This window comes from Kitasatospora sp. NPDC127121, assembly GCF_042677305.1.
GTDB lineage: Bacteria > Actinomycetota > Actinomycetes > Streptomycetales > Streptomycetaceae > Kitasatospora.
Window position 1 is genome coordinate 1 of sequence record NZ_JBHXTQ010000104.1, and the last position, 25,789, is coordinate 25,789.

22 protein-coding genes and 2 tRNA genes are annotated in these 25,789 nt (G+C 72.0%); 19 read left to right on the forward strand and 5 right to left on the reverse strand.

Translation table 11 applies throughout. The features are described from left to right. Positions 1 to 124 precede the first annotated feature (124 nt). From metG to ACFVHI_RS33610, 6 genes are all read left to right on the forward strand, one after another. Positions 125 to 1,744, forward strand: a complete 1,620-nt coding sequence (gene metG, locus ACFVHI_RS33585; RefSeq protein ID WP_363619213.1) for a methionine--tRNA ligase — start codon at positions 125 to 127, stop codon at positions 1,742 to 1,744. Then, positions 1,744 to 2,622 (forward strand): TatD family hydrolase, encoded by an 879-nt coding sequence (locus ACFVHI_RS33590; protein WP_063348066.1) that lies wholly within the window; start codon positions 1,744 to 1,746, stop codon positions 2,620 to 2,622. Before metG ends, ACFVHI_RS33590 begins: the two co-directional genes overlap by 1 nt. A 70-nt stretch (positions 2,623 to 2,692) precedes the next feature. Next, positions 2,693 to 3,316: a Uma2 family endonuclease gene (locus tag ACFVHI_RS33595; RefSeq protein ID WP_244293383.1), complete on the forward strand. Its 624-nt coding sequence runs from the start codon at positions 2,693 to 2,695 to the stop codon at positions 3,314 to 3,316. Between the two features lie 28 nt (positions 3,317 to 3,344). Then, the gene (gene rsmA, locus ACFVHI_RS33600; protein WP_380345622.1) at positions 3,345 to 4,268 is read left to right on the forward strand and encodes a 16S rRNA (adenine(1518)-N(6)/adenine(1519)-N(6))-dimethyltransferase RsmA; all 924 of its coding nucleotides are present in this window, start codon (positions 3,345 to 3,347) and stop codon (positions 4,266 to 4,268) included. Continuing rightward, on the forward strand, positions 4,265 to 5,182 hold the full coding sequence (locus ACFVHI_RS33605; RefSeq protein ID WP_063348063.1) for a 4-(cytidine 5'-diphospho)-2-C-methyl-D-erythritol kinase: 918 nt from the start codon (positions 4,265 to 4,267) through the stop codon (positions 5,180 to 5,182). The genes rsmA and ACFVHI_RS33605 overlap by 4 nt, the downstream gene beginning before the upstream one ends. Before the next feature lie 188 nt (positions 5,183 to 5,370). Continuing rightward, complete coding sequence (locus ACFVHI_RS33610; protein WP_380345624.1) at positions 5,371 to 7,230, forward strand: ABC-F family ATP-binding cassette domain-containing protein; 1,860 nt, start codon at positions 5,371 to 5,373, stop codon at positions 7,228 to 7,230. A gap of 56 nt (positions 7,231 to 7,286) precedes the next feature. On the opposite strand, the gene ACFVHI_RS33615 is transcribed toward ACFVHI_RS33610, so the two are convergent. Further along, positions 7,287 to 9,185: an FUSC family protein gene (locus ACFVHI_RS33615; protein WP_380345626.1), complete on the reverse strand. Its 1,899-nt coding sequence runs from the start codon at positions 9,183 to 9,185 to the stop codon at positions 7,287 to 7,289. A gap of 417 nt (positions 9,186 to 9,602) precedes the next feature. Here ACFVHI_RS33615 and ACFVHI_RS33620 point away from each other — a divergent pair, with 417 nt between their 5' ends. The 4 genes from ACFVHI_RS33620 (at position 9,603) to ACFVHI_RS33635 (ending at position 14,622) form a co-directional block, all read left to right on the forward strand. Next, on the forward strand, positions 9,603 to 10,046 hold the full coding sequence (locus tag ACFVHI_RS33620; RefSeq protein WP_363371527.1) for a hypothetical protein: 444 nt from the start codon (positions 9,603 to 9,605) through the stop codon (positions 10,044 to 10,046). Positions 10,047 to 10,089: 43 nt separating this feature from the next. After that, entirely contained in the window at positions 10,090 to 11,745 is a 1,656-nt protein-coding gene (locus ACFVHI_RS33625; RefSeq protein ID WP_380345628.1) for a WXG100 family type VII secretion target, read from the forward strand. 99 nt (positions 11,746 to 11,844) lie between these two features. Then, complete coding sequence (locus tag ACFVHI_RS33630) at positions 11,845 to 13,164, forward strand: S8 family serine peptidase (RefSeq protein ID WP_380345630.1); 1,320 nt, start codon at positions 11,845 to 11,847, stop codon at positions 13,162 to 13,164. A gap of 123 nt (positions 13,165 to 13,287) precedes the next feature. After that, on the forward strand, positions 13,288 to 14,622 hold the full coding sequence (locus ACFVHI_RS33635) for an MFS transporter (protein WP_380345632.1): 1,335 nt from the start codon (positions 13,288 to 13,290) through the stop codon (positions 14,620 to 14,622). A 20-nt stretch (positions 14,623 to 14,642) separates the two neighbouring features. Here ACFVHI_RS33635 and ACFVHI_RS33640 read toward each other — a convergent pair whose 3' ends face one another. Continuing rightward, positions 14,643 to 15,239 carry a flavodoxin family protein gene (locus ACFVHI_RS33640; protein ID WP_380345634.1) on the reverse strand — a complete coding sequence of 199 codons (597 nt, stop codon included), beginning with the start codon at positions 15,237 to 15,239 and terminating at the stop codon, positions 14,643 to 14,645. A 196-nt stretch (positions 15,240 to 15,435) separates the two neighbouring features. Here ACFVHI_RS33640 and ACFVHI_RS33645 point away from each other — a divergent pair, with 196 nt between their 5' ends. The 5 genes from ACFVHI_RS33645 (at position 15,436) to ACFVHI_RS33665 (ending at position 19,392) form a co-directional block, all read left to right on the forward strand. After that, positions 15,436 to 15,885 carry a helix-turn-helix domain-containing protein gene (locus ACFVHI_RS33645; protein ID WP_079135662.1) on the forward strand — a complete coding sequence of 150 codons (450 nt, stop codon included), beginning with the start codon at positions 15,436 to 15,438 and terminating at the stop codon, positions 15,883 to 15,885. Between the two features lie 206 nt (positions 15,886 to 16,091). Further along, positions 16,092 to 16,167: transfer RNA gene (locus ACFVHI_RS33650), tRNA-Thr, on the forward strand. Positions 16,168 to 16,362: 195 nt separating this feature from the next. Beyond that, positions 16,363 to 17,031: a LuxR C-terminal-related transcriptional regulator gene (locus ACFVHI_RS33655; RefSeq protein ID WP_063348056.1), complete on the forward strand. Its 669-nt coding sequence runs from the start codon at positions 16,363 to 16,365 to the stop codon at positions 17,029 to 17,031. A 151-nt stretch (positions 17,032 to 17,182) separates the two neighbouring features. Next, the gene (galE, locus tag ACFVHI_RS33660) at positions 17,183 to 18,145 is read left to right on the forward strand and encodes a UDP-glucose 4-epimerase GalE (protein ID WP_063348055.1); all 963 of its coding nucleotides are present in this window, start codon (positions 17,183 to 17,185) and stop codon (positions 18,143 to 18,145) included. 299 nt (positions 18,146 to 18,444) lie between these two features. Next, positions 18,445 to 19,392 carry a LuxR C-terminal-related transcriptional regulator gene (locus tag ACFVHI_RS33665; protein ID WP_380345637.1) on the forward strand — a complete coding sequence of 316 codons (948 nt, stop codon included), beginning with the start codon at positions 18,445 to 18,447 and terminating at the stop codon, positions 19,390 to 19,392. A 15-nt stretch (positions 19,393 to 19,407) separates the two neighbouring features. On the opposite strand, the gene ACFVHI_RS33670 is transcribed toward ACFVHI_RS33665, so the two are convergent. Beyond that, on the reverse strand, positions 19,408 to 19,905 hold the full coding sequence (locus ACFVHI_RS33670; RefSeq protein ID WP_188307908.1) for a MarR family winged helix-turn-helix transcriptional regulator: 498 nt from the start codon (positions 19,903 to 19,905) through the stop codon (positions 19,408 to 19,410). Between the two features lie 110 nt (positions 19,906 to 20,015). Here ACFVHI_RS33670 and ACFVHI_RS33675 point away from each other — a divergent pair, with 110 nt between their 5' ends. Beyond that, positions 20,016 to 20,807 (forward strand): methyltransferase domain-containing protein, encoded by a 792-nt coding sequence (locus tag ACFVHI_RS33675; RefSeq protein WP_380345639.1) that lies wholly within the window; start codon positions 20,016 to 20,018, stop codon positions 20,805 to 20,807. 58 nt (positions 20,808 to 20,865) lie between these two features. Here ACFVHI_RS33675 and ACFVHI_RS33680 read toward each other — a convergent pair whose 3' ends face one another. Together ACFVHI_RS33680 and ACFVHI_RS33685 are read right to left on the reverse strand one after the other, a co-directional pair. After that, on the reverse strand, positions 20,866 to 21,633 hold the full coding sequence (locus ACFVHI_RS33680; protein ID WP_079135661.1) for a TetR/AcrR family transcriptional regulator: 768 nt from the start codon (positions 21,631 to 21,633) through the stop codon (positions 20,866 to 20,868). Between the two features lie 26 nt (positions 21,634 to 21,659). Then, on the reverse strand, positions 21,660 to 22,652 hold the full coding sequence (locus tag ACFVHI_RS33685; RefSeq protein WP_380345641.1) for an acyl-CoA desaturase: 993 nt from the start codon (positions 22,650 to 22,652) through the stop codon (positions 21,660 to 21,662). Between the two features lie 249 nt (positions 22,653 to 22,901). Here ACFVHI_RS33685 and ACFVHI_RS33690 point away from each other — a divergent pair. From ACFVHI_RS33690 to ACFVHI_RS33700, 3 genes are all read left to right on the forward strand, one after another. Then, positions 22,902 to 22,972: transfer RNA gene (locus ACFVHI_RS33690), tRNA-Gln, on the forward strand. A gap of 144 nt (positions 22,973 to 23,116) precedes the next feature. After that, complete coding sequence (gene glmU, locus ACFVHI_RS33695; protein ID WP_063348049.1) at positions 23,117 to 24,571, forward strand: bifunctional UDP-N-acetylglucosamine diphosphorylase/glucosamine-1-phosphate N-acetyltransferase GlmU; 1,455 nt, start codon at positions 23,117 to 23,119, stop codon at positions 24,569 to 24,571. Between the two features lie 202 nt (positions 24,572 to 24,773). Further along, positions 24,774 to 25,751 carry a ribose-phosphate diphosphokinase gene (locus ACFVHI_RS33700; protein WP_063348048.1) on the forward strand — a complete coding sequence of 326 codons (978 nt, stop codon included), beginning with the start codon at positions 24,774 to 24,776 and terminating at the stop codon, positions 25,749 to 25,751. The last annotated feature ends 38 nt before the right edge of the window (positions 25,752 to 25,789 follow it).

Consider the following 25,789-nt stretch of genomic DNA (forward strand, 5'->3'; position numbering starts at 1 on the left):
TGCGCAGGCGGGGGCGCACGGGGGGCCGCCGGCCGCGTGCTGGGCGGGGGGGGGCCCCCGCCGTCGCCGGTCATGCGGTTATCCGGTCGAGGGCTGCGGGTGGGCCCGACTAAGCTTTCCGACCATGGCGGCCACTGCAGACCACAGCACCACCGGGGCGACCGCCCCGGCGTACTACGTTTCCACCCCGATCTACTACGTCAACGATCGCCCGCACCTGGGCCACGCGTACACCACCGTGGCGGGCGACGTCCTCACCCGCTGGCACCGCCAGCGCGGTGAGAAGGTGTGGTACCTGACCGGCACCGACGAGCACGGTCAGAAGATCATGCGGACCGCCGAGGCCAACGGCGTCAGCCCGCAGGAGTGGTGCGACAAGCTGGTCGAAGAGGCCTGGAAGCCGCTCTGGGAGCACCTGGAGATCGCCAACGACGACTTCATCCGCACCACCCAGCAGCGCCACACCGACCGCGTGCAGGAGTTCGTCCAGGACCTGTACGACAAGGACGAGATCTACAAGGGCGGCTACTCCGGCCCGTACTGCGTCGGCTGCGAGGAGTTCAAGCTCCCGGCCGAACTGCTCGACGGCGCCACCGAGGACGAGAAGCTCTGCGCCGTGCACAAGCGGCCGGTCGAATGGCTGGAGGAGGAGAACTACTTCTTCCGCCTCTCCGCCTACGGCCCGAAACTGCTGGAGTTCTACGCCGCCAACCCGGACTTCATCCAGCCGGCCTCGGCCCGCAACGAGGTGCTGCGCTTCGTCGAGCAGGACCTGAAGGACCTCTCGATCTCCCGCTCCACCTTCAACTGGGGTGTCCCGCTGCCCTGGGACGAGAAGCACGTCCTGTACGTGTGGGTGGACGCGCTGCAGAACTACATCACCGCGGCCGGCTACGGCAGCGACCCGGAGCGCTTCGCCGAACTGTGGCCGGCCTCCGTCCACCTGGTGGGCAAGGACATCCTGCGCTTCCACGCGGTGATCTGGCCCGCCATGCTGATGGCCGCGGGCCTGCCGCTGCCCAAGCGGGTCGTCGCCAACGGCTGGCTGATGGTCGGCGGCGAGAAGATGTCCAAGTCCAACCTGACCGGCATCTCGCCCACCGACCTCACCTCGCACTTCGGCGTGGACGCCTACCGCTACTACTTCCTGCGGGCGATCCCCTTCGGCACCGACGGCTCGTTCTCCTGGGAGGACTTCACCGCCCGGTACACCTCCGAACTCGCCAACGACTTCGGCAACCTGGCCTCCCGGGTCGCCGCCATGGTCGGCAAGTACTTCGACGGCGCGCTGCCGGCCGCCGCCGCCCCCGGTGACGCCGAGCAGGCCATCGCGGACGGCCTCGCCACGGCCCTCGCCACCGCCGACCGGAAGATCGGCGAGGAGCTGGACTTCGCCGGCGGCCTCGCGGCGATCTTCGAGTTCGTCAAGCAGGTCAACGGCTACCTCACCGAGCAGGAGCCGTGGAAGGTGGCCAAGGACGACTCGGAGCAGGGCCGCGCCCGCCTCGCCACCATCCTCTACACCGCCGCCGAGGCGCTGCGCGGCACCGCCGTCATGCTCAACCCGGTGATGCCGTCCACCGCCGAGAAGCTGTGGACCTCGCTCGGCGCCGAGGCCGGCCTCGGCGCGCTCGCCGCGCAGACCATCGCCACCACCGCCGACTGGGGCCGGCTGCCCGCCGGCAGCACCGTCACCAAGGGCGAGATCCTGTTCCCGCGCCTCGAAGAGAAGCCCGCCTCCTGATGTCTGCCAAGGACGACGCCCGGTCGACCCCGCCGCCACTGCCGCAACCCCTGGCCGTGGCGGTGGCCGACTCGCACACCCACCTCGACATGCAGGCCGGCACCCCGGCCGAGGGACTGGCCCGGGCCGCCTCGGTCGGGGTCACCACGGTCGTCCAGGTGGGCTGCGACGTGCCCGGCTCGCGCTGGGCCGCCGAACTGGCGGCCCAGTACGAGCAGGTGCACGCGGCCGTCGCCCTGCACCCCAACGAGGCGCCGCGGATCTTCCTCGGCGACGCGGACGGCTGGTCCGGCCAGCAGCGGAAGGCGGGCGGCGAGGCCGCGCTGGAGGAGGCCCTCGCCGAGATCGACCGGCTCGCCGCCCTCCCGCAGGTCCGCGCCGTCGGCGAGACCGGCCTCGACTACTTCCGCACCGGCCCCGAGGGCGTCGAGATCCAGAAGGAGTCGTTCCGCCGCCACATCGAGATGGCCAAACGGCACGACAAGGCCCTGGTCATCCACGACCGCGACGCCCACGAGGACGTCATCGCCGTCCTGCTGGCGGAAGGCGCCCCCGAGCGGACGGTCTTCCACTGCTACTCCGGCGACGCCGAGATGGCCAAGGTCTGTGCCGAACACGGCTGGTACCTGTCCTTCGCCGGCCCGGTCACCTTCAAGGCCAACCAGCCGCTGCGCGACGCCCTCGCCGCCACCCCCCTCGACCGCGTCCTGGTCGAGACCGACGCACCCTTCCTCACTCCCCACCCCTACCGCGGCCGGCCCAACGCCCCGTACCTCATCCCGGTCACCGTCCGCTCGATGGCCGACACGCTGGGGCTGCACGAGGACGAGCTGTCCACGGCGATCGCGGAGAACACGGCCCGGGCCTTCGGGTACTGAGCCGGTCGAACGAAAGTCGGATTCCGGCGGAACGATTCGGCACTCCCGGCTGCTTCTTAGGCTGACTAGCATGAGTGCAGTGAGGGAGGTGGCGATGACCGCCGAGCCGATCGACGAACCCGTCGAGGACCGCATCGACTGGACACATCCGCCGTCCCAGGGCTGGACGTACGAGCAGGCTCAGAAATTCGACCTGCCGTTCGAATGGGATCTGGTGGACGGAGTCATCGTGGTCCGGGGGCAGACGAATCAGTGGCACGACCAGGTGCGCGACGAGCTGTACACGGCTCTTCGAAGTGCACGCGTCGCGCCGTACGCGGCGAACGTCGAGCGTTGCGTCCTCCTGGACGAGAGCAACACGGCCAAGCCGGACGTGGTGGTCTTCGACAAGACCGGTCTCGACGTCTTCGAACTGGAGTGCCTGCCGCCGGAATCCCTGGTGCTGGCCGTCGAGGTCGTATCCCACGGCACCCGGGCCAACGACCGTTTCCGCAAGCCCGGCCAGTACGCCGAGAAGAAGATCCCGTACTACTGGCGGGTCGAGCGCGGCCTCGACAACCTGCCGATCGTGCACGAGTTCCACCGGGACGAGGAGAAGGGCGTCTACCTGCCCGTCGCCCAGCACGAAGGCGTGCTCCGCACCTCGGTGCCGTACCCCGTCGAGATCGACCTCGCCGAGGTCGTCGAACTCTGAGGGCCCCGCGCGCCCGTATCCTTGGCGCGTGAGCACCACCGACCCCACCCCTGACAGCCACCTGCTGGGCGCCGCCGACATTCGGGAGCTGGCGGCCGCGTTCGGCGTGAAGCCGACCAAGCAGCGCGGGCAGAACTTCGTCATCGACGGCAACACCGTGCGGCGGATCGTCCGGGCAGGCGGGGTGACGGCCGAGGACGCGGTGGTCGAGGTCGGGCCCGGGCTCGGGTCGCTGACGCTGGCGCTGCTGGAGGTGGCCGCGCACGTCACGGCGGTGGAGATCGACCCGGTGCTGGCACAGCACCTGCCGGACACCGTCGCGGCCCGGATGCCCGGCAAGGTCGACAGCTTCGACCTGGTGTTCAGCGACGCCATGGAGGTCACCGAGCTGCCCGGGCCGGCGCCGACCGCGCTGGTCGCCAACCTGCCGTACAACGTGGCCGTGCCCGTCCTGCTGCACATGCTGGCGACCTTCCCCAGCATCGAGCGCACCCTGGTGATGGTGCAGGCCGAGGTCGCCGACCGGCTCGCCGCCAAGCCCGGCAACAAGGTGTACGGCGTCCCGTCCGTCAAGGCCAACTGGTACGCCGACGTGAAGCGGTCCGGCGCCATCGGCCGGAACGTGTTCTGGCCCGCCCCCAACGTCGACTCCGGGCTGGTCTCGCTGATCCGCCGCGAGCCGCCGAAGACCACCGCCAGCCGCAGGGAGGTGTTCGCCGTCGTGGACGCCGCGTTCGCCCAGCGGCGCAAGACCCTGCGCGCCGCGCTGGCCGGCTGGGCCGGCTCCGCCGCCGGGGCCGAGCAGGCGCTCGCGGCCGCCGGGATCGACCACAAGCTGCGCGGCGAGATGCTCACGGTGGAGCAGTTCGCCGCGATCGCCGAGCACAAGCCCGCGATCGCCGAGCACAAGCCGGAGATCGCCGAGCACGAGCCGGAGGCGGACTCCCAGTGATCACCGTGCGGGTTCCGGCGAAGGTCAACGCCCAGCTCGGGGTGGGCGGACTGCGCGCCGACGGGTTCCACGACCTGGCCAACGTGTTCTTCGCCGTCGCCCTCGGTGACGAGGTCACCGCCACGGCAGGGGAGGGCGTCACGCTCTCCTGCACCGGGCCGGACGCCCACGTCGTACCGCTCGACGACAGCAACCTCGCCGCCCGCGCCGCCCGTCTGCTCGCCGCCCACCACGGCATCGCCGAACCCGGCGTGCACCTGCACATCGCCAAGGCCATCCCGGTCGCCGGCGGCATGGCCGGCGGCAGCGCCGACGGGGCCGCCGCGCTGGTCGCCTGCGACGCGCTCTGGCAGCTCGACACCCCCCTCGACACCCTCCTGGAACTGGCCGCCGAACTCGGCTCCGACGTGCCGTTCGCCCTGCTCGGCGGCGTCGCGCTGGGCCTCGGCCGGGGCGAGATCCTGCAGCCGCTCACCGTCGACGGCACCTTCCACTGGGTGTTCGCGGTCGCCGACGGCGGCCTCTCCACCCCCGCCGTCTTCCGCGAGTGCGACCGCCTGCGCGAGGAAGCCGGCACCGGCTCCAGCGACACCGACGTCCGCACCCCCGACGCCGACCCCGCGCTGCTCGCCGCCCTCGCCCAGGGCGATGCCGTCGCCCTGGCCGCCGCCCTCGCCAACGACCTCCAGCCCGCCGCCCTCTCGCTGCGCCCCGCGCTCGCCGCCACCCTGCGGGCCGGCACCGAGGCCGGCGCGCTCGGCGCCCTCGTCTCCGGCTCGGGGCCGACCTGCGCGTTCCTCGTCAAGGACGCCGACGCGGCCGCCGCCGTCGCCGAGGCGCTGCGGGCCTCCGGCACCTGCCGGACCGCGCACGCCACGTACGGGCCGGTGCCGGGGGCGGCGCTCGTGCCGTAGGGACCCCGCCAACGTTTCTAAGGGCTTCGCCGGTACGGGGCCCGCCGGTTCGGGCCCCCGCCACTGCGGGCGGTGAGGGCGCTTCGGCGGGCCCATTAGGCTGGGGAGATCGGGGCGTCCCCGACAGGGGTGCCCGGCCGCGACCGGCGGGCCGCCCCGAGACCGCCAATCCCAGGAGCGCAGCAGACGTGGCCGTCAACCTCGCCACCATCGAGTCCGTCACGAAGGTCTACGGCACCCGCGCCCTCCTGGACGGAGTCAGCCTCGGCGTCAGCGAAGGCGACCGGATCGGCGTCGTCGGACGCAACGGCGACGGCAAGACCACCCTGATCCGGATGCTCGCCAAGCTGGAGGAGGTCGACAGCGGCCGGATCACCTGGAACGGCGGCCTCCAGCTGGCCGTCCTCACCCAGCACGACTCGCTCGACCCGACGGCCACCATCCGGCACGAGGTGATCGCCGACCGGGCCGACCACGAGTGGCTCGGCGACGCCCGCATCCGCGACATCGTCGAAGGCCTCTTCGGCGGCCTCGACCTGCCCGGCTTCGCCGACGGCCTCGACACCGTCATCGGCCCGCTCTCCGGCGGCGAGCGCCGCCGGATCGCCCTCGCCAAGCTGCTCCTCGGCTCGCCCGACCTGATCGTCCTCGACGAGCCCACCAACCACCTCGACGTCGAGGGCATCAACTGGCTCGCCCAGCACCTGCAGAAGCGCCGCTCCGCGCTGGTCTGCGTCACCCACGACCGCTGGTTCCTCGACCAGGTCAGCACCCGGATGTGGGACGTCCAGGGCGGCGCCGTGCACGAGTACGAGGGCGGCTACTCCGACTACGTCTTCGCCCGCGCCGAGCGCTCCCGGATCGAGGCCGTCGAGGAGCAGAAGCGCCAGAACCTCGCCCGCAAGGAACTCGCCTGGCTGCGCCGCGGCGCCCCCGCCCGCACCTCCAAGCCGCGCTACCGGATCGAGGCCGCCAACGCCCTGATCGCCGACGTGCCGGAGCCCCGGGACCGGTCCGAGCTGATGAAGTTCGCCAACGCGCGACTGGGCAGGACCGTCTTCGACCTGGAAGGCGTCACCGTCAAGGCCGGCCCCAAGCTGCTGCTGGAGAACCTCACCTGGCAGCTCGGCCCCGGTGAGCGGATCGGCCTGCTCGGCGTCAACGGCGCCGGCAAGACCTCGCTGCTGCGCGCCCTGCGCGACGCGTACGCCTCCGAGGGCGACGTGCAGCCCGCGTCGGGTCTGATCAAGGTCGGCAAGACGGTGCGGCTCGCCTACCTGTCGCAGGAGGTCGTCGAACTGGACCCGGCCATCCGGGTGCTCCAGGCCGTCGAACAGGTCCGCTCGCGCGTCGACCTCGGCAAGGGCCGGGAGATGAGCGCCGGCCAGCTGTGCGAGCAGTTCGGCTTCGGCAAGGACAAGCAGTGGACGCCCGTCGGCGACCTGTCCGGCGGCGAGCGGCGGCGGCTCCAACTGCTGCGCCTGCTGATGGACGAGCCCAACGTGCTCTTCCTCGACGAGCCCACCAACGACCTCGACATCGAGACCCTCAACCAGCTGGAGGACCTGCTCGACGGCTGGCCCGGCTCGATGATCGTCATCAGCCACGACCGGTTCTTCATCGAGCGGACCACCGACGTCGTCCACGCGCTGCTCGGCGACCAGAAGATGCGGATGCTGCCGGGCGGCGTCGACGAGTACCTGGAGCGGCGGGCGCGGATGGCCGCCTCGATCGCCGCCGCCGCTTCGGCCGCCTCTGGTGCTTCGACCGCCTCGGCTGCTTCGGCCGCGGCAGCGGGCGGCCCGGACGCCGGGACCGCCGCGTCGGCCCTGTCGGGCGGCGACCTGCGGGCGGCGAAGAAGGAGATGCAGAAGATGGAGCGGCAGATCGCCAAGCTGGACCAGAAGGAGTCCAAGCTGCACGCCCAACTCGCCGAGCACGCCGCCGACTTCTCCAAGGTCGCGGAGCTGGACGCGCAGCTGCGCGCCGTCCGGGAGGAGAAGGAGGAGCTGGAGCTGAGCTGGCTGGAGCTGGCCGAGCAGGTCTGAGTCCTGGTTGGAGTCCTGGTCGGAGTCCTGGCCGGTGCCGGGATCCCGTTCGGGCCCTACCGGGCCAGCAGGGCCTCCAGCTCGTCCGCCGCACGGCCCAGCGCACTGCGCGCCGGGTCGTGCGGCGCCGTCGGGCGGGCCGCCGCCCCGGTCGGCGGGCGGTGCTCGCGGGCCGCGGCCGTCAGCTCGTCCAGCGCCCGGCGCACCCGCCCCACCTCCGCCGGATCCGGCACCCGGCCGCCGTACCGCAGCTGCGCCGCGAACGCCGCCACCGCGCCGCCCAGCCGCTCCAACGCCGCCGTCGCCGGCAGCCACTGCTCCGCCAGCCGCCCCGTCGGCGGCGGCTCGGCCAGACCCTGCCGCACCTCCTGGCGGGCGTCCTCCAACGCCCGGTACGCCGTGCGGCGCAGCCACACCTCGGCCCGGCCCGCGTCCCCGGTGACCGCGTCCAGATAGGCCCGCAGCGCGGTGGCCGCGTCCACCAGCCGGGGCTCGATCCGGTGCCGCGGACGCTCCGGCCACAGCAGATAGCCGAAGAGCAGCACGATCGCGCTCGCGAGCACCGTGTCCAGCACCCGCGGCCAGAACTCGGCCGCGCTGCTCTGCCCGCCCAACTGGAGCAGGATCAACGCCATCGGCGTCATCGCCACCGTGTTCAGCCCGTAGTGCGCCGCCGTCACGTACGGCAACAGGGCCACGCAGAACGCGGCGATCGCCGTCAGTACCCACGCGTCGGTCGTGAGCGACACCACGGCCGCCGTGACCGCCACCCCGAGCACCGTGCCGATCGAGCGGCTCACCGCCCGCAGGAACACCGAACCGAGATCCGGCTTCAACACGAAGGCGATCGTCATCGGCACCCAGTAGCTCTTGCTGAGCGGGTAACTGGCCGTCACCGCCGAACCGACCGCGATGCACAACGCCACCCGCAGCCCGTACCGGACCGAACCGCGCGACAGCAGCCGCACCCGCAGCCGCCACGGATCGGGCGGCGGCGCCGGGGCGGTAGCGACCTCCGCCTCCCGGCCGGCCACGGTGTCGGCCGCCGCGCGCAACGCCACATCCAGGGCCTGCCGGGACGGCGTGTCCGGCTGCCACTGCGGAACGGTGACCTCGCCGCCGCCCCGCCGGACCGCGTCCGCCAACCGGAGCGGCACCTCCGCGACCTCGGGCGGCACCGGCCGCCACGCCCACAACAGGCCCGTCGCCGCCTCGGTGGCGGCCAACGCCGCCTCGTACATCCGGCGCAGCCGAACCGTACGGGCGGACTCCGACCCCGGGCGGTGCGGTCGCGGGAGGAGGTCCTGCAACTGGTTCAACCGGGCCGTCAACACCTGGCGCGAAGCCGCGCCCTGCGGCGTGCCCAGATCGGCCAGCGTCTGGCCGAACGCCTCGTACGCGGCCGCCAGCGCACGGTTGCGCGGATCCGAGGCGGGGCGGCGGTGCGCGCCCCCCGGCAGACCCAGCACCACCACGAACGCGGCACCCGCCAGCATCATCGGCGCCGCCGCCCACCACGGATCCGGCAACGGCATCCCGCTGCCCAACGCCGCCGACACCAGCAGCAGCATCCCCGCCGCAGAACCCCGCGGGCCCGTCGCACTCAGCGCGCCGGACGCGAACGCCGTGAACGTGAGCGCCGCACCGAGCGCGACCGCCGACACGTGCACGTGCTGGAGGGAAGTGCCGATCAGCATGCCGAGCGCCGAAGCCAGCACCGCCGACGCGATCCGGGGCACCCGCAGGCCACCCGGCTCCGCGCGGTCGTTCATCGTCGCGTGCATCGCGCCCAGACCGGCGAACACCCCCAGATCCAGCCGGTGCGCCAGCAGTCCTGCGGTCAGCGGCACCGCCATGCCCACCGCCGCGCGGGCCATCAGCGCCAACGGCAACGGCGGCCGGGAAGGACGGGCGGCACGGGCCCACCAGGAGGGGGCGGACTCGTCTGCAGGCATCAGGTCACGTCCGTTCTGCGGCCAGGGGACGCTGCTGTGCGACATTGCGCGGCAGATGGGGGCGTACCCGGTCCAACCGGGCGACGCCAGTCTACCGGGGCCCGGCACGGCACCCCCGAGGGCCGCACGTGTCAAGTTCGTACCGATCCCGCACAGGCGGGCCAAGGGCCCTGCCAGCCCGACAGAGGCGGTGGCTACGATTGCGGAGGCGGAAACCGCCCCCAGGGCGGGCGGTGCACCGACCAGCACTGTACGACCGAGAAGTTGACGGTATGTTGCGGAGCGGCGGCCCCGGGGTTACCCCGAACCACCGCCCGTACGGGGGAGAGGTGAACTGCTATGGCAGGAGAGGTTCCACCGAACACGGGGGCCAGTCCGGACACGTCCGGTGACATCACGCCATTTATGCTCAGCCACATGATGGGATTCGGCCCCCTCGTCAGCACCGTGCAGACGAACGTCAGCGCCGCCGACCTGGTGTCCGCCTTCGGCAAGAAGGACGTCAAGGTCGAGCTCGACACGCTCACCGCGTTCGCCAAGAAGATCGAAGCCCTGCTCCAGGCCATGGAAGGCTCCCCGGCGGCCCCGTACAAACTCCAGGAACAGAAGCTGACCGGTGGAAGCTTCGCCAGCGCGGAGTTCGCCGAAGCAACGGCCCTGACCGCGGCCTACGACAAGGTGCACACCCAGCTCGTCAAGCTGCACAAGGACTTCGTGTCGCAGATCGAGGCGATGAAGACCGCGGTCGCAGCGACGGCGGGCAACTACTCGGCCAACGAGGACGACACGACGGCCGCGCAGAACGCCGTCGCGAAGAACGCGGGCGGCACCACGCCGGCGCGGGCCGACTCGACGTTCTGATGGCTGCGCCAGGAGAGACCTACGGGGAAACGGGGAGTAAGTAGTGGCAGGCGGAACGAACTTCGAGAGCTACGAGCACGACAAGCTGCGGAAGATGGTCGACAGCACGGACCCTTCAAAGGTCCTGAGCCGAGGCACCCAGCTGCAGTCGGCCGGCCGTGTCCTGAAGGAACTGAGCGCGGCACTCAAGTCGCACATCGACCAGGTCCACTGGGAAGGCCCCGCCGCCGAGAGCTTCAAGACCTGGGCCGGGAACCTGCATCAGTCCGCCGGGCTGCTCGGTGACTACTCCAAGACCGCCGGCGAAGCCATGCACCAGGCCGGTGAAGCGCTCAGCACCGCAAAGTCCGCTGTGCCCGAACCGCCGCACACGGAGATCGCGACGGTCACCAAGCGCAACAGCCAGACGGTCTACATGCCCTCAAGCGTGCAGCTCGCGGTCGGTCAGTCCGTCGACGATTACATGAAGACGGTCAACAAGGGCTGGGTCACTGGGACCGAGGCCGCCCAGGCCCAGGCGAAGGTCCAGAAGGAGCACCAGGAAGCCGTCCTCCAGATGGAGAAGCTCGCGCAGGCGTACGACGCGGCGACGACGAAACTGGCCGGGCTTGGGCCAGTGGACCTCCCGGGGACGCCCACAGCTAACAAGGGCACTGACTCGGAATACACCAGGGACGCTGGATACACAGGCGGCCCCGGAGGGACTGTTCGTAGCGTTCGCACAGGTAGTGGCGGCAGTACCAGCGGTGGTTACCGTCCGTCCGGCGGCAGCTACAGCGGCGGCTCGGTCGCGATTCACAACCCCAGGTCGGACTCGCAGGCGCCGAGTGAGCCGGGACACGGTGACCCGATTCCGTCGCGAAACGGTGGCCAGGTGCCGCCGACGCCGGTGGACCCGGGTTCCTCGACGCCGCCCTCTGTGCCGTCGGAACCCGTCCACCGTCCCGGTACCGGCCTCGACAGCCTGCCGACCGCGCCGACCCTGCCAGGTCAGACCGGCCCGCTCGGCCCCAGTGGTGGTGGAAGCCTTCCGCCTGACGGTCCGAGTGGGATTCCCGGATACCCGAGTGGCCCCGGTGGTACCCAGGGATATCCGGGTGGTCCGGGTGGTGGCCCGGTGACCGGTTTCCCGGCCGGGGCCGGCGGCGGCTCGATCCCGGCCAAGGGTGGTGGCGGATCCGTCTCAGGCAAGGGCGGAGGCTCGATCCCCGCCCGTACGGCTCCGTTCGGCGGCGGCTCGGTGCCGGGAAAGTCCGGCGGCAGCCAGGGTCTGCCCAGCGGGACGGTCTTCGGCGCACGCGAGGCCCAGGCGGGCCGGGCGGGAGCGGCCGGCAGCGCGGGCGGGGTAGGCGGCATGCATCCGGGGATGGGTGGTGGTACCGGAGCCGTTGGTTCGGGCAGCAGTTCGCGAGGCCGGGGCCTGACCTCGACCGGAGGAGGGGCAGTCGGCGGCCGCAAGGGACCGGCTGCCGGCGGGGAGTTCACGCCAGGTGGCACGGGCCTGCGCAACCGGGCTGCTGCTGCGGGAGCCGTTGAGGGCGAAGCCCGCTCCGGGCAGAACGGCATGATGGCCCCTGGAACGGCGGGTCACTCCGGGCGGAACGAGCGCGATCGCCGCAAACGGGCCGACTACCTCCACGAGGACGAGGAGACCTGGACCAGCGGTACGCCGCACAGCAACCCGGACGTGATTGAGTAGGACGGCAACGACTGCCCGGCCACTGGGCTCTCCCGGTGGCCGGGCAGACCTGTTCGGGGCACGCTCCCCGGTCGACGGAGAGATTGACGAGGAGTTGCGATGGGGCGGACGAACATGCGATCTCGTTGGCGGGTGCTTGCCGCCGCGCTTCTGGCGACGGGAGTCGTGGTCGGCCCGGTCGCAGTGCCAGCACTAGCCGATGGTTCCATTCGCACGGATCAATGGCATCTGGATGCGATGCATGCGCCGGAGATGTGGAAGGTCTCCAAGGGGCAAGGTGTCACGGTGGCTGTAGTTGACGGTGGATTCAAGCTTGACCACCCCGATTTGGTTGGACAGTTTCTGCCCGGCAAAGACTTCAGTGGCAGTTCAGGCGGGGTGGGTTCATACACTGACGGACACGGAACCCAGATGGCCAGCCTCATTGCAGGATCCGGAAAGAACCAAGGCGGCGGCGGTGCTTACGGCTTGGCGCCCGCTGCAAAGATTCTTCCCTTGAAGATTAACAACGGGTCTGTAATGCCGCTCGTCACTGCTGATTTCCTTGAGCAGATCGGACAGGCTGTCGCCTATGCCGCTGACCAAGGCGCCAAGGTTATCAGTATTTCGCAGGGAATGGATTCAGTCCCAGCCTCCCCGGAAGATGTCGCCAAGCTGAACCGCATTCTTGCAGCCGCTCGCGCCAAGGGCGTCCTGGTGGTTGCCGCTGCTGGAAATGAGGCGCAGTCGGGGAATCCAGTCGAGTATCCGGGTGCGCTGCCTAATGTAGTTGGTGTCGGGGCCGTTGACCGGGACGGAACTGTAACGGCAGAGTCCGAGCAGGGGCCGCAGGTTGCTCTGGTTGCGCCCGGTATAGACATGATCGCCGCTTGCACGGCTCCGTCGGGATACTGCAAGGGGCATGGAACCTCCGACGCGACCGCCCTGGTTTCCGCTTCGGCTGCATTGGTGTGGTCGGTGCATCCGGACTGGACGGCCAATCAAATTCTGCGGGTTCTCATCAACACGGCGGGTAAGTCGAGCGATGGGGCCATTCGAAACAACGATGCCGGTTATGGAGCGGTCAGGCCGCGGATCGCGCTGACGAGTCCTGGCGACCCGGGGCCGGCGGACGTGTCGCCGATCCCGGTTCCAGAGGCCTCGGTGTCGGCCGCTCCGTCGCCCTCGGCGAGCCCGTCGGCTGGTGCGTCGTCGGCTCCGAGTTCGGCGGCTCCGAGCCCGAGTGATGTGGCCGTGGGGGCGCCGCCGGTGGAGCCGAGGGTGGAGAAGTCCGCTGGTTCGGGTGGTGCGTTGCCGGTCGTGGCCGGTGTGGTGGGTGGGTTGGTGCTGGTCGCCGGTGTGGTGTTCGTCGTGTTGCGGCGGCGGAAGGCGGGTGGGCGGCCTGTGGTGCCGCCGGGGGAGGACCCGTACGTGCGGTGATCTGGGCGCCTGCGCTGGTGTGCGCCGCCGGTGTTGAGCCGGGGGCGCGTGGGGTGGGGGTGTGCGCGGGGGTCACTCGGGTGGGGGCTGGTGGCGGGGCGGGCTGGTGTCCAGGGTGGTGGTATGGATGCGGAGGAAGCCCGGCGGGCGGGGCAGTTGAGGCGTGCGGCGGCTGCGGCGCTGATCGGTACGGCGATCGAGTTCTACGACTTCTTTTTGTACGGGACGGCGGCGGCCTTGGTGTTCGGGTCGGTGTTCTTTCCTGAACTGGGCACGGTGGGAGCGCTGTTGGCGGCGTTCTCGGTGTATGCGGTGGCGTTCTTGGCCCGGCCGCTGGGGGCGGTGGTGTTCGGGCATTTCGGGGACCGGGTGGGGCGGAAGGCGACGCTGGTGGTGTCGCTGTTGTTGATGGGGCTGTCTACGGCGGCGGTGGGGGTGTTGCCGGGGTTCGGGTCGTGGGGGTGGTGGGCGCCGGTGGCCCTGGTGGTGTTGCGGGTGTGTCAGGGCGTGGGGTTGGGCGGGGAGTGGGGCGGGGCGGCGCTGCTGATCGCGGAGAACGCGCCGGCCGGGCGGCGGGGGCGGTACGGGGCGTTCCTGCAGTTGGGGCCGACGAGCGGGTTCGTGTTGGCGAACGGGGTGTTCCTGGCGGTCCAACTCGGCCTGGACGGGCGGGCGTTCCGGGAGTGGGGCTGGCGGGTGCCGTTCCTGGCGTCGTTGGGGCTGGTGGCGGTGGGGCTGTTCGTGCGGCTGCGGTTGGAGGAGACGCCGCTGTTCCGGCCGGACGAGCCGAGGGACCGGGCGCCGGTGGTGGAGGTGTTGCGCGGGCACTGGCGCACGGTGCTGCTGGGCTGTGGGGCGATCACCGTGGGGTACGCGCTGTTCTACCTGACCACGACGTACGCGTTGGCGTACGCGACGTCCGGGCTCGGGGTGGCGAGTTCGCTGGTGTTGGTGATGCTGCTGGTGGGCGCGCTGGGCATGGGCGTGACGGTGTGGGTGAGCGCGTCGCGCAGTGACGGGTGGGGGCGGCGGCGGACGCTGTGCTGGGCGACGGGTCTGGCGGCGGGGTGGTCGCTGGTGCTGTTCCCGTTGCTGGAGACGGTGCGCCGGCCGTTGATGTTCGTGGCGCTGGCGGGTGCGCTGGTGGTGCTGGGGTGCCTGATGGGGCCGGTGGCGGCGTTCCTGCCGGAGTTGTTCCCGACCCGGGTGCGGTACACGGGTGCCGCGTTGACGTACAACCTGGGCGGCGTGGTGGGCGGGGCGACGACGCCGCTGGTGGCGACGCGGCTGACGGAGGCGTACGGGACGGCGGAGCCGGTCGGCTGGTACCTGGTGGGGTTGGGCGTGGTGGCGCTGGGCTGCCTGTGGCTGCTGCCGGAGACCGGCGGCGCGGAGTTGGGGGCGGTGGACGGCGGACGCCGCCGGGCGCCCCTCCTGGGGGCGGACCCGGCGGCGTAGGTGCCGACCGTGCGGTGCGGTCAGCCGGCGAGGGCGGCGCGGCCGGCCAGCACGATGGCGGTGTGCTGGGCGACCCGCTCGCCGAGGTACTCGGCGGTCGCGATGTCGGCCTTGTGCACGGCCTCGGGGCCGGCGTCGGACGGGCTGGAGGCGGCGGCGCCGTTGAAGAAGCCGAGGCGGTTGAGGTCGTTCTCGGTGGCGGTGGTGGCGTTCCAGCCGGGCTTGAGGCCGAGGTTGACCCAGCTCATGGCGTGCTGGGCGGCGAGGGTCTGGAAGAAGCCGAGGGTGCCGGCCTTGTCGCCGCTCTTGGAGGCGGAGTTGGTGAAGCCGGCGGCGACCTTGTCCCGCCAGGCGTCGGAGAACCAGCGCTTGCTGGTGGCCTCGGCGAAGACGTGGAAGGCGCCGGAGGCGGTGCCCATGTAGGTGGGGGAGCCGAAGACGATCGCGTCGGCGGCGTCGAGCTGGGCCCACTGCTCGTCGGTGATGGTGTCGACGGCGATGGAGACGACCTCGGCGCCGGCGGCGGCGGCGCCGCGGGCGACGGCCTCGGCGATGACTGCGGTGTGGCCGTAGCCGGAGTGGTAGGCGAGGGCGACGGTCGGGCGGATGGCGGTCATACGGGGGCACTCCTGTACGGGAACGGGTGCGGGCAGGGGCAGGGGCAAGGCAAGGCAAGGCAAGGCAGGGACAAGCCGAGGAGCGACGGCGGGGCGTGCTGTCGCACCTCGACCCGCCGGCCTGGTCTCCAATATAGACCAAGTCTCCATTGGTTACCAAGGGTGGATTGGAGACCGCGGGGCTACCCTGGACGGCATGACGACGGAGGAAGCGGCCCGGGTGGAGAGCGGCACCGGGCGGCAGGGGCAGGAGCGGGAGGGCGGGCAGGACCGGGAGCAGGAGCTCGACGTCTTCGCCCAGCTCTGTCCCAGCCGCGCGATGTTCGCCGAACTGGCCGACAAGTGGTCGATGTTGATCCTGATGAGCCTCGCCGCCTGCGGACAGCAGCGGTTCTCCGAACTGCAGCGCGGCGTCGGCGGGGTCAGTCGCAAGATGCTCACCCAGTCGCTGCGCAGCCTGGAGCGCAGCGGACTGGTGCGCCGCACCGTGTTCCCGGAGACGCCGCCGCGGGTGGTCTACGACCTGCTGCCGCTCGGCCGGGAGCTGGCCGTGCTGCTGGCGCCGCTCGGCCGGTGGACGGAGCAGCGAACCGGGCAGATGCTGGCCGCCCGTGAGGAGTTCGACGAGACGCACGCCGAAGGCTGACCATGCGCGCGCCGAAGGCTGGCCGGGCCCGCGCCAAGGGCTGACCAGCCCCGTACCGAAGGCCGACCGGGCCCGCGCCGAGGGCCGGGTGCCCGCCCGCCGGGGGTCGGTCCGGCATGCGCCGGGGCCGCGGAGCCGATTTCCCTTCCGGGCCGCCAGCCGTGTAATGTCTTCCTTGTTCGACCGGCCCGGTGAAAGCCCGGCAAGCCCCTATAGCTCAGTCGGTAGAGCGTCTCCATGGTAAGGAGAAGGTCTGCGGTTCGATTCCGCATGGGGGCTCCATTCGAAGGCCCTCGCTTCATGGCGAGGGCCTTTTGCTGTTCCCCGATCAGGCCGCCCGGTCCAAGACGGCGGCCCAGTGCGGCGGCCGAACGCGGCGGCCTAGCGGGTCGGGTACGGAATGCGCTGTGATGGTGCGTCATCGGCCGCCCGCCCATGGGGTGCGGGCGCGAGCCGAACCCCGACCGGGAGGGCGTCATGGGCGTTCGACTCGTGGTGGTCGACGATCACCGGCTGTTGGCCGAGGCGCTGGCCACGGCGTTGCAGCTGCGCGGCCACCGGGTGCTCGCGGTCGGCTGCCCGGCCGGGGTCGCGGCTGATCTGGTGGTCGGCCGGCGGCCGGAGGTGTGTCTGCTGGGGGTGGCCGCGCCGAGTGAGCCGGCGGCTTTCGACGGGCTGCGCCGGATCCGCCGGGAGCGCCCCGAGGTGGCTGTGATCGTGCTCGGGCCGGTGGGTGAACTGCGCGGTGTGGCGGGGGCGTTCGCGGCCGGGGCGGCGGGGTACGTGCCGAGCGACGAGCGGATCGGGGTGGTCGAGCGGGCGATCGGGCGGGCTCGGGCGGGCGAGGCGGCGGTGGCCGTGGACGTGCTGCGCGGGGCCTTCGACCAGTTGCTGCGGCCGGTCGCCGAGCCGGACGACGAGGCGGTGCGGCTGCTGCGGTTGCTGACCCGTCGTGAGGTGCAGGTGCTGGCCCGGATCGCGGACGGGGAGGACACGGCGGCGATCGCCGCCGGGATGCGGATCGCCGCGAGCACCGCCCGGACGCACGTCCAGCGGGTGCTGATGAAGCTCGGTGCGCGGACCCGGCTGGAGGCGGCCGCGGTGGCGGCCCGTACCGGGCTGCTGGAGCGGATGGCCGGCGGCTGAGGGGGGCTCGGGTTTCGTGAAACCGGCTCCCGGGTGGCCCGTTCACGTGGTCCTGGGCACTCCGGCGGGCAGGGAGAATAGCCTCAGTCGTACACACGTCATCGACGGCCGCCGCTGATCCGGCGGACCGTCGCCCGCTGGAGGTCTCATCATGAGTAAGTACCTGGTCACGGGTGGCGCCGGCTACGTCGGCAGCGTGGTGGCCGCCCACCTGCTGGAGGCGGGGCACCAGGTGACCGTCCTGGACGATCTCTCCACCGGTTTCCGTGAGGGCGTCCCGGTCGGTGCCGAGTTCGTCGAGGGTCGGGTCCAGGAGGCCGGCCGGGTGCTGGACGGTTCCTTCGACGGCGTGCTGCACTTCGCCGCCTCCTCGCAGGTCGGCGAGTCGGTCGTGGACCCGGAGAAGTACTGGCGCAACAACGTGGCGGGGTCGCTGGAGCTGGTCGCGGCGATGCGCGCGGCGGGTGTGCGCAAGCTGGTGTTCTCGTCCACCGCCGCCGTCTACGGTGAGCCGGAGGTCGTGCCGATCGCGGAGACCGCCCGCACCTCGCCGACCAACGCCTACGGCGCCACCAAGCTCGCCGTGGACCACCTGATCACCAGCGAGGCCGTCGCGCACGGGCTGGCCGCCGTCTCGCTGCGCTACTTCAACGTGGCCGGTGCGTACGGCGCGTACGGGGAGCGCCACGACCCCGAGTCGCACCTGATCCCGCTGGTGTTCCAGGCGGCGCTGGGTCAGCGCCCGCACATCGCGGTGTACGGCGAGGACTACCCGACCCCGGACGGCACCTGCATCCGCGACTACATCCACGTCGCGGACCTGGCCGACGCGCACCTGCTGGCGCTGGACGCGGCCAAGCCGGGCGAGCACCTGATCTGCAACCTGGGCAACGGCAGCGGCTTCTCGGTGCGCGAGGTGATCGAGTCGGTCCGGCGCGTCACCGGCCGGGAGATCCCGGTGCAGGCGGCCGGCCGCCGGGCCGGCGACCCGGCCGTGCTGGTGGCCTCGGCCGCCCGCGCCCACGAGGCGCTGGGCTGGACGCCGCGCCGCCCGAACCTGGACGACATCGTCGCCGACGCCTGGAAGTTCGCCCTGGAGAAGCACGGCCAGTAGGCCGCAGGGCCCCGCAGGCGCCGCTCCCGGAGGTTCGGGGGCGGCGCCTCGGCGTTGCCCGCTTCGACCGGTGATGGCGTGAAATCCCGCCACTCGCGCACCTCCTGACGAAACTTCACCAAACCGCCACGAGGGGGTTTCCCGGCCCGTACGCTGAGTGCGGTACCGGTGGGGGCCGGCGCCCTTTTTCGGCCTCACCGGCCACCGGTGGGCGGGCGGAGTGACGGGCCCGGACCGCGGGTGCCGGGGCCGGTCCCCGCCCCCGGGCTCGGGCCGGTCTGAGCAGGGGGGTAGTGACGATGGGGCGGATCCGCGTCCTGGTGGTCGACGACCACCGGATCTTCGCCGAGGCCCTGGCCGCGGCGCTCGCCGCCGAGCCCGACGTGGAGGTGGGGGCGGCCGGCAGCGGGGCCGCCGCCGAGCGGGCGCTGGAGCGTGCCGCCGTCGAGGGGCGGGCCTTCGACGTGGTTCTGATCGACGCCGACCTGGGGGCCGAGGGCGTCGCTTCGGCGGGTGCCCGGAGCCGGCCCGGCCCGGACGCGGCCGACGCGGCCCGGCGGCGGCTGGCCCCGGCGGTGCCGCCGCCCCGCCACCCGGTCGGCCCGCCGGTGGTGCCGTCCGGCGGGCGCTCGGTGGACCTGCTGCGCCCGGGTGGGCGCGGCGCGGAGCCGACCCGCTCCGACGTGTACCGGGCCGACCAGCTCAGAACCGCGCCTCCGGCACCGGACGGCATCACCCTGCTCGCCCGGGTCCGCCGCGCCCATCCGGGGCTGCGGGCGGTCGTGCTGGCCGCCGCCGACGATCCGCACCGCGCCGCCCGGGCCCTGCACGCGGGTGCCACCGGCTGGGTGGCCAAGGAGAGTTCGCTGGCCAGGCTGCTCGCGGTGGTCCGGGGAGTGCTGCGGGACGAGACGCACCTGCCGCCCGCGCTGCTGACCGGGGTGATCCGCGAGCTGACCACCGCCCGGCGGGACCGCACCGAGAGCGAGCGGCTGGTCGACACCCTGACCCCGCGGGAGAAGCAGATCCTGCGCTGCATGGTCGCGGGCCTGGGCCGGCAGGCGGTCGCGGAGCGGCTCTACCTGTCGCCGCACACCGTCCGGACGCACATGCAGAACGTGCTCGGCAAGCTCGGGGTGCACTCCACGCTGGCCGCGGTGGCGGTGGCCCGCCGGGCCGGGGTCAGCCCGGCTGAGCCGGCCCTGCCGGCGCCGCCGTCCATCGTGACCGCGGTGGACCGGACGTGAGCTCCGGGGCCCGGATCAGCCCGGGATGTTGTCGAAGGGGGCGACCAGCTGCCGCAGGAGCGCGGCGAGTTCGCCCCGCTGGCCGGAGCTGAGCTGGGCGAGCAGTTCGCGTTCGTGTGCGAGCAGTCCGGCGAGTGCCTGGTCGGCGCGGTCGCGGCCGTCGTCGGTGAGCCGGACGAGCACGCCGCGCCGGTCGTCCGGGTCGGGCAGGCGCTTGACCAGGCCTTTGCCGGTGAGGCGGTCGATGCGGTTGGTCATGGTGCCGGAGGTGACCAGGGTCTGGGTGAGCAGCTGGCCGGGGGAGAGCTGGTAGGGGGAGCCGGCCCGGCGCAGGGCGGTCAGGACGTCGAACTCCCAGGGCTCCAGCCCGTGCTCGGCGAAGGCGGTGCGGCGGGCGCGGTCGAGGTGCCGGGCGAGCCTGCTGACCCGGCTGAGTACCTCCAGCGGCTCCACGTCGAGGTCGGGGCGCTCTCGGCGCCACGCTGCGACCAGCCTGTCGACCTCGTCCTCCATGACGATCAGTGTATCGGTGGATGTGTCGATGTGAAGTCTCTTGACGTCGAGAAATGTGCCAGCAAGGCTACCTGGGATATCTTGATGTCGAGATACTTGTGAGGTGGACCATGACCAGTCCCGTCTGGGACCCGGCGCAGTACCTGCGCTTCGCGGACGAACGCACCCGTCCGCTGCGCGACCTGCTCGCCCGCGTCCCCGCCCTCCCGAACCCGGGCGATCCCGTGATCCTCGACATCGGCTGCGGCCCCGGCAACTCCACCGCCGTGCTGCGCGCACGCTGGCCGCACGCCCGCCTCACCGGCGTCGACAACTCCGCCCCGATGCTCGCCACCGCCCGCACCGACGGTGAGCCCACCGCCGACTACCTGCTCGCCGACGCCCGCGACTACGACCCGGCCCCGGCCGGACCCGACCTGATCGTCTCCAACGCCACGCTGCAGTGGATCGACGGCCACCTCGACCTCGTCCCGCGCTGGGCCGGCGCCCTGCGGCCCGGCGGCACCGTCGCCTTCCAGGTCCCCGGCAACTTCGACGCCCCCAGCCACACCCTGCTCGCCGAACTCCGGCGCAGCCCCCGCTGGCGCGGCCTCCTCGGCGACGACGCCGCCAGGGCCGGTGTCCACCCGCCCGAGCGCTACCTGGACGCCCTCACCGCCGCCGGCTGCACGCCCGACGTCTGGGAGACCACGTACCGCACCCTGCTCCCGGGCCCGGACCCGGTCCTCGCCTGGGTCAAGGGCACCGCCCTGCGCCCCGTCCTCACCCGGCTGACCGACCCCGGCCGCCAAGCCGCCTTCCTCGCCGAGTACGGGGCGCTCCTGCGCGAGGCCTACCCGGCCGGACCGCACGGCACCGTCTTCCCGTTCCGGCGGATCTTCGCCGTCGGGACCAGGGTCTGATGCGAGGCGGGCGGGCCTGATGCGGGGCGGGAGGGCCGTCGGTCCTTCCGCCCGCAGGTCAGTCCTTGCGCCCGCCGACCAGCCTCGGGTGCCGCTCCAGGCCCTCCAGCCCGTGCCAGGCCAGGTTCACCAGGTGCGCCGCGACCTGCGCCTTGTCCGGCTTGCGGACCTCCAGCCACCACTGCCCGGTCAGTGCCACCATGCCGACCAGCATCTGCGAGTACATCGGGGCCAGTCGCGCGTCGAAGCCCCGGGACTTGAACTCCAGGCCGAGGATGTCCTCCACCTGCGTCGCGATGTCGCTGATCAGTGACGCGAAGGTGCCGGTCGACTGGGCCACCGGGGAGTCCCGGACCAGGATCCGGAAGCCGTCCGTCGAGGTGTCGATGTAGTCCATCAGCGCGAACGCGGCCTGCTCCAGCAGCTCCCGCGAGTGCCCGCCGGTCAGCGCCCCCGTGACCATGTCCAGCAGCAGCTGCATCTCGCGGTCCACCACCACCGCGTACAGCCCCTCCTTGCCGCCGAAGTGCTCGTACACCACCGGCTTCGACACCCCGGCCCGCTCGGCGATCTCCTCCACCGAGGTGCCGTCGTAGCCGCGCTCCGCGAACACCGTCCGCCCGATCTCCAGCAGCTGCTCCCGCCGCTGCTTGCCGGTCATCCGGACCCGCCCGCCCCGGCGGCGCGGCGCCGGGGCGGGCGCACCTCCCGAGGCGCCCCCGCCCGCCGGTGCAGCGGTTCGCGGACGGGCCGGCGCCGCGTCGGGCGCCGCGTCCGTCCGCGTGCTCTGGTGGCCGCCTGTGCTGTCTGCGCTGCTCCCGTTCACCCCTACATCATGCTGGAAGCGACGACTCATGCGGCGCGGCGGGCGGCGATCCGTTGTGCGTCCGGCCAACGGACGTCCCGGACCCAGCCGGCCAGCTCGAACCAGCGGATCAGCCGGGCCGAGGAGTCGATCTGCCCGCGCAGCACCCCGTGCCGGGCGGCGGTCGGGTCCGCGTGGTGCAGGTTGTGCCAGGACTCGCCGCAGGAGAGCACCGCCAGCCACCAGACGTTGCCCGAGCGGTCCCGGGAGCGGAACGGGCGGCGGCCGACGGCGTGGCAGATCGAGTTGATCGACCAGGTGACGTGGTGCAGCAGGGCTACCCGGACCAGCGATCCCCAGAAGAAGGCGGACAGCGCGCCCGACCAGGACAGCGTCACCAGCCCGCCGACCAGCGGGGGGAGCAGCAGCGAGATCATGGTCCAGAGCCAGAACAGCCGGGAGATCCGCCGTATGGCCGGATCGCGGACGAGGTCCGGCGCGTACGTGAGCTGCGGGGTCTGCTCCTCGTCGAACATCCAGCCCATGTGCGCCCACCACAGGCCCTTGAGCAGGGCGGGGAGGCTCTCCCCGTAGCGCCACGGCGAGTGCGGGTCGCCGTCCTTGTCGCTGAACCGGTGGTGCTTGCGGTGGTCGGCCACCCAGCGCACCAGCGGGCCCTCGACCGCCAGGCTGCCGGCGATCGCGAGGGCGAGCCGCATCGGGCGGTTGGCCTTGAACGCGCTGTGGGTGAAGTAGCGGTGGTAGCCGACGGTGATGCCGTGGCAGGTGAGGAAGTACATGGCGACGGTGATCGCCGCGTCCGTCCACCCCAGTCCCCACCCCCAGGCCACCGGCACGGCGGCCAGCAGCGCGGTGAACGGCAGGAGGATGAACAGCCCGAGCGCGAGCCGTTCGGCGAGGCCCTGCTTCTCCCCGCCGCGGGTGGCGGACAGCCGGGTGGCGGCGGTGTCGGTGGGATCGGGGGATTCGGTGGGAAGCGCGGCGTTCCCCGCGCTCGGCTCGCCGGCCTTGGTGGTCATGGGCGTCCCTTTGCGGCATCTCTGTGCGGGAGGGAGGAGCGGAGGCTACGTTGGCGTAACCTACGGCATCGTAGGTTGCGCTCCGTGGCGAAGGGAACACGCCGCCGCACGGCGCTTGAGTGAATTCACCCGACTGGATGGATGAACCGGCGGCCCGGCTTGTTCGACCGTTTCCGGCGGATCGGGGCCTGCGGATCGCGGCAGTTGATACCCATGGCCGGGTCGACTCGGGTAGGGTCTGAGCAACCATCCGCCGTGGTGTAATGGCAGCACAGGGCCCTTTGGAGGCCTTTGTCTGGGTTCGAATCCTAGCGGCGGAGCCTCTGCACGCCTCAGGTTCGGGCGTACCGCCGAACCGCCGGTATTGTCGGTGCTGCTCGGCGGACTGTGCGAATGGCGACCGGCCTCGGTCCGGTCCGGGCCCGTTCTGCCCGCTCTGTGAACCGACCGAGGAGCCTCCCCGCATGGGTGCCAATTCGCTTGCCGCCGTTGTCGTGCTCGCCGCCGGTGGCGGGACCCGGATGAAGTCGAACAAGCTGCCCAAGGTGCTGCACGAGGTCTGCGGCCGGTCGCTGGTGGGTCATGCCGTCTCGGCGGCCCGCGAACTGACGCCGGAGCAGCTCGTCGTGGTGGTCGGACACCAGCGGGACCAGGTCCAGGAGCACCTCGCGGCGCACTACCCGGCGGCCCGCCCGGTGGTGCAGGAGGACCAGAAGGGCACCGGGCACGCGGTGCGCACGGCGCTGGAGGCGCTGGCCGCCGACGGCGTGGTGCTGGACGGCACGGTGATCGTCACCGCCGGGGACTCCCCGCTGCTGACCGGGGACACGCTGCGCCGCCTGGCGAAGGCCCACACCGCCCAGGACAACGGGGTCACCGTGCTGACCGCGGTCGTCCCCGAGCCCTTCGGCTACGGCCGGATCCTGCGGGACGAGGACGGCACCGTCGCCGCGATCGTCGAGGAGCGGGACGCCACCGCCGTCCAGCGCTCGATCGCCGAGATCAACTCGGGCGTCTTCGCCTTCGACGCCAAGCTGCTGGTCGAGGCGCTGGCCGAGCTCACCACGGACAACTCGCAGGGCGAGGAATACCTCACCGACACCCTGGAGATCCTGCGCACCGCCGGGCACCGGGTGGGCGCCGTGGTCGCGGAGGACCACCGGGACATCCTGGGCATCAACGACCGGGTGCAGCTCGCGCAGGCCCGTCGGCTGCTGAACGACCGCCTGCTGGAGCGGGCGATGCGGGCCGGCGTCACCGTGGTGGACCCGGCGACCACCTGGATCGACGTGCAGGTGACGTACGAGCCGGACGCCCTCGTGCTGCCGAACACCCAGCTGCAGGGCGCCACCCACCTGGGCGAGGGCTGCGAGGTCGGCCCGAACTCGACCCTGACCGACACCCTGATCGGCGCCGGCGCCCGTGTGAGCAACACCACGGCGGACCGCGCCGAGGTGGGCGAGCTGGCCACCGCCGGCCCGTACGCCTACCTGCGGCCGGGGGCCAGGCTGGCCCGCAAGGCGAAGGTCGGCACCTACGTCGAGGTGAAGAACTCCGAGCTGGGCGAGGGCGCCAAGGTGCCGCACCTCTCCTACATCGGGGACACCACGATCGGCGAGGGCACCAACGTCGGCGCGGCCTCCGTCACCGTGAACTACGACGGCGTCAACAAGCACCGCACGGTGATCGGTGCGCACTGCCGCACCGGCTCCGACAACATGTTCATCGCCCCGGTGACGATCGGGGACGGCGCCTACACCGCGGCCGGTTCGGTCATCACCACCGACGTCCCGCCGGGCGCGCTCGGAGTGAGCCGGGCGCACCAGCGCAACATCGAGGGCTGGGTGGAGCGCAAGCGCCCGGGGACCACCTCCGCGCAGGCCGCGAAGGTTGCGACGGACGGGGCCGCGGACGCCTGACGGGGCGGGCGGGAGCCCGAGGGCGGTCCCGGGGCGGACGGTTTCTGCGTGGGCGCGTAACCTTGGGGACATACGTGCGCCACTGGGCTTACGGCCCGTGTCCAGGCGTACCGACAATTCCCCCGACCCCTCGTGCGAGCCGGCTGCGCCTGCCCGCACGGGACGACGGGGTTCAGCGTCAGCAACGCGAGGAGACGGTGCAGTGAGCGGGATCACGACGTCGGGTGAGAAGAAACTCAAGCTCTTCTCCGGCCGTGCCCACCCGGAACTGGCGAGGGAGGTGGCCGAGGCGCTCGGGACCGAGCTCGTCCCGACCAAGGCCCTGGACTTCGCCAACGGCGAGATCTACGTCCGCTTCCTGGACTCCGCCCGCGGCGCGGACTGCTTCGTGATGCAGAGCCACACGGCTCCCATCAACCAGTGGATCATGGAACAGCTGATCATGATCGATGCGCTGAAGCGGGCCTCCGCCAAGAGCATCACCGCGATCCTGCCGTTCTACGGGTACGCCCGCCAGGACAAGAAGCACCTGGGCCGCGAGCCCATCTCGGCGCGCCTGGTCGCCGACCTGCTGCGCCAGGCGGGCGCCGACCGGCTGATGGCCGTGGACCTGCACACCGCGCAGATCCAGGGCTTCTTCGACGGCCCGGTGGACCACCTGTTCGCGCTGCCGATGCTGGCGGACTACGTGGGCGGGAGGGTGGACCGCTCCAAGCTGACCATCGTGTCGCCGGACGCCGGCCGGGTGAAGGTGGCCGACCAGTGGTGCGACCGGCTGGACGCGCCGCTGGCGATCATCCACAAGCGCCGCGACATGACCCAGGCCAACACCATCCTGTCGGCCGAGGTCGTCGGTGACGTCAAGGACCGGGTCTGCGTCCTGGTCGACGACATGATCGACACCGCCGGCACGATCTGCGCCGCGGCTGACGCGCTGTTCGACAACGGTGCGGCGGACGTCCTGGTGGCGGCCACCCACGGCGTGCTCTCCGGCCCGGCCGCGGACCGGCTGAAGAACTCGCGGGTCAGCGAGTTCGTGTTCACCAACACGCTGCCGACCCCGGGGCAGATTCAGCTGGACAAGATCACCACGCTGTCCATCGCCCCCTCGATCGCGGCCGCGATCCGCGAGGTGTTCGAGGAGGGTTCGGTCACGAGCCTCTTCGAGGGCGTGCACTGACGAAGCCCGACGGCGGCGGCCCCGGTCCGGATCGGTCC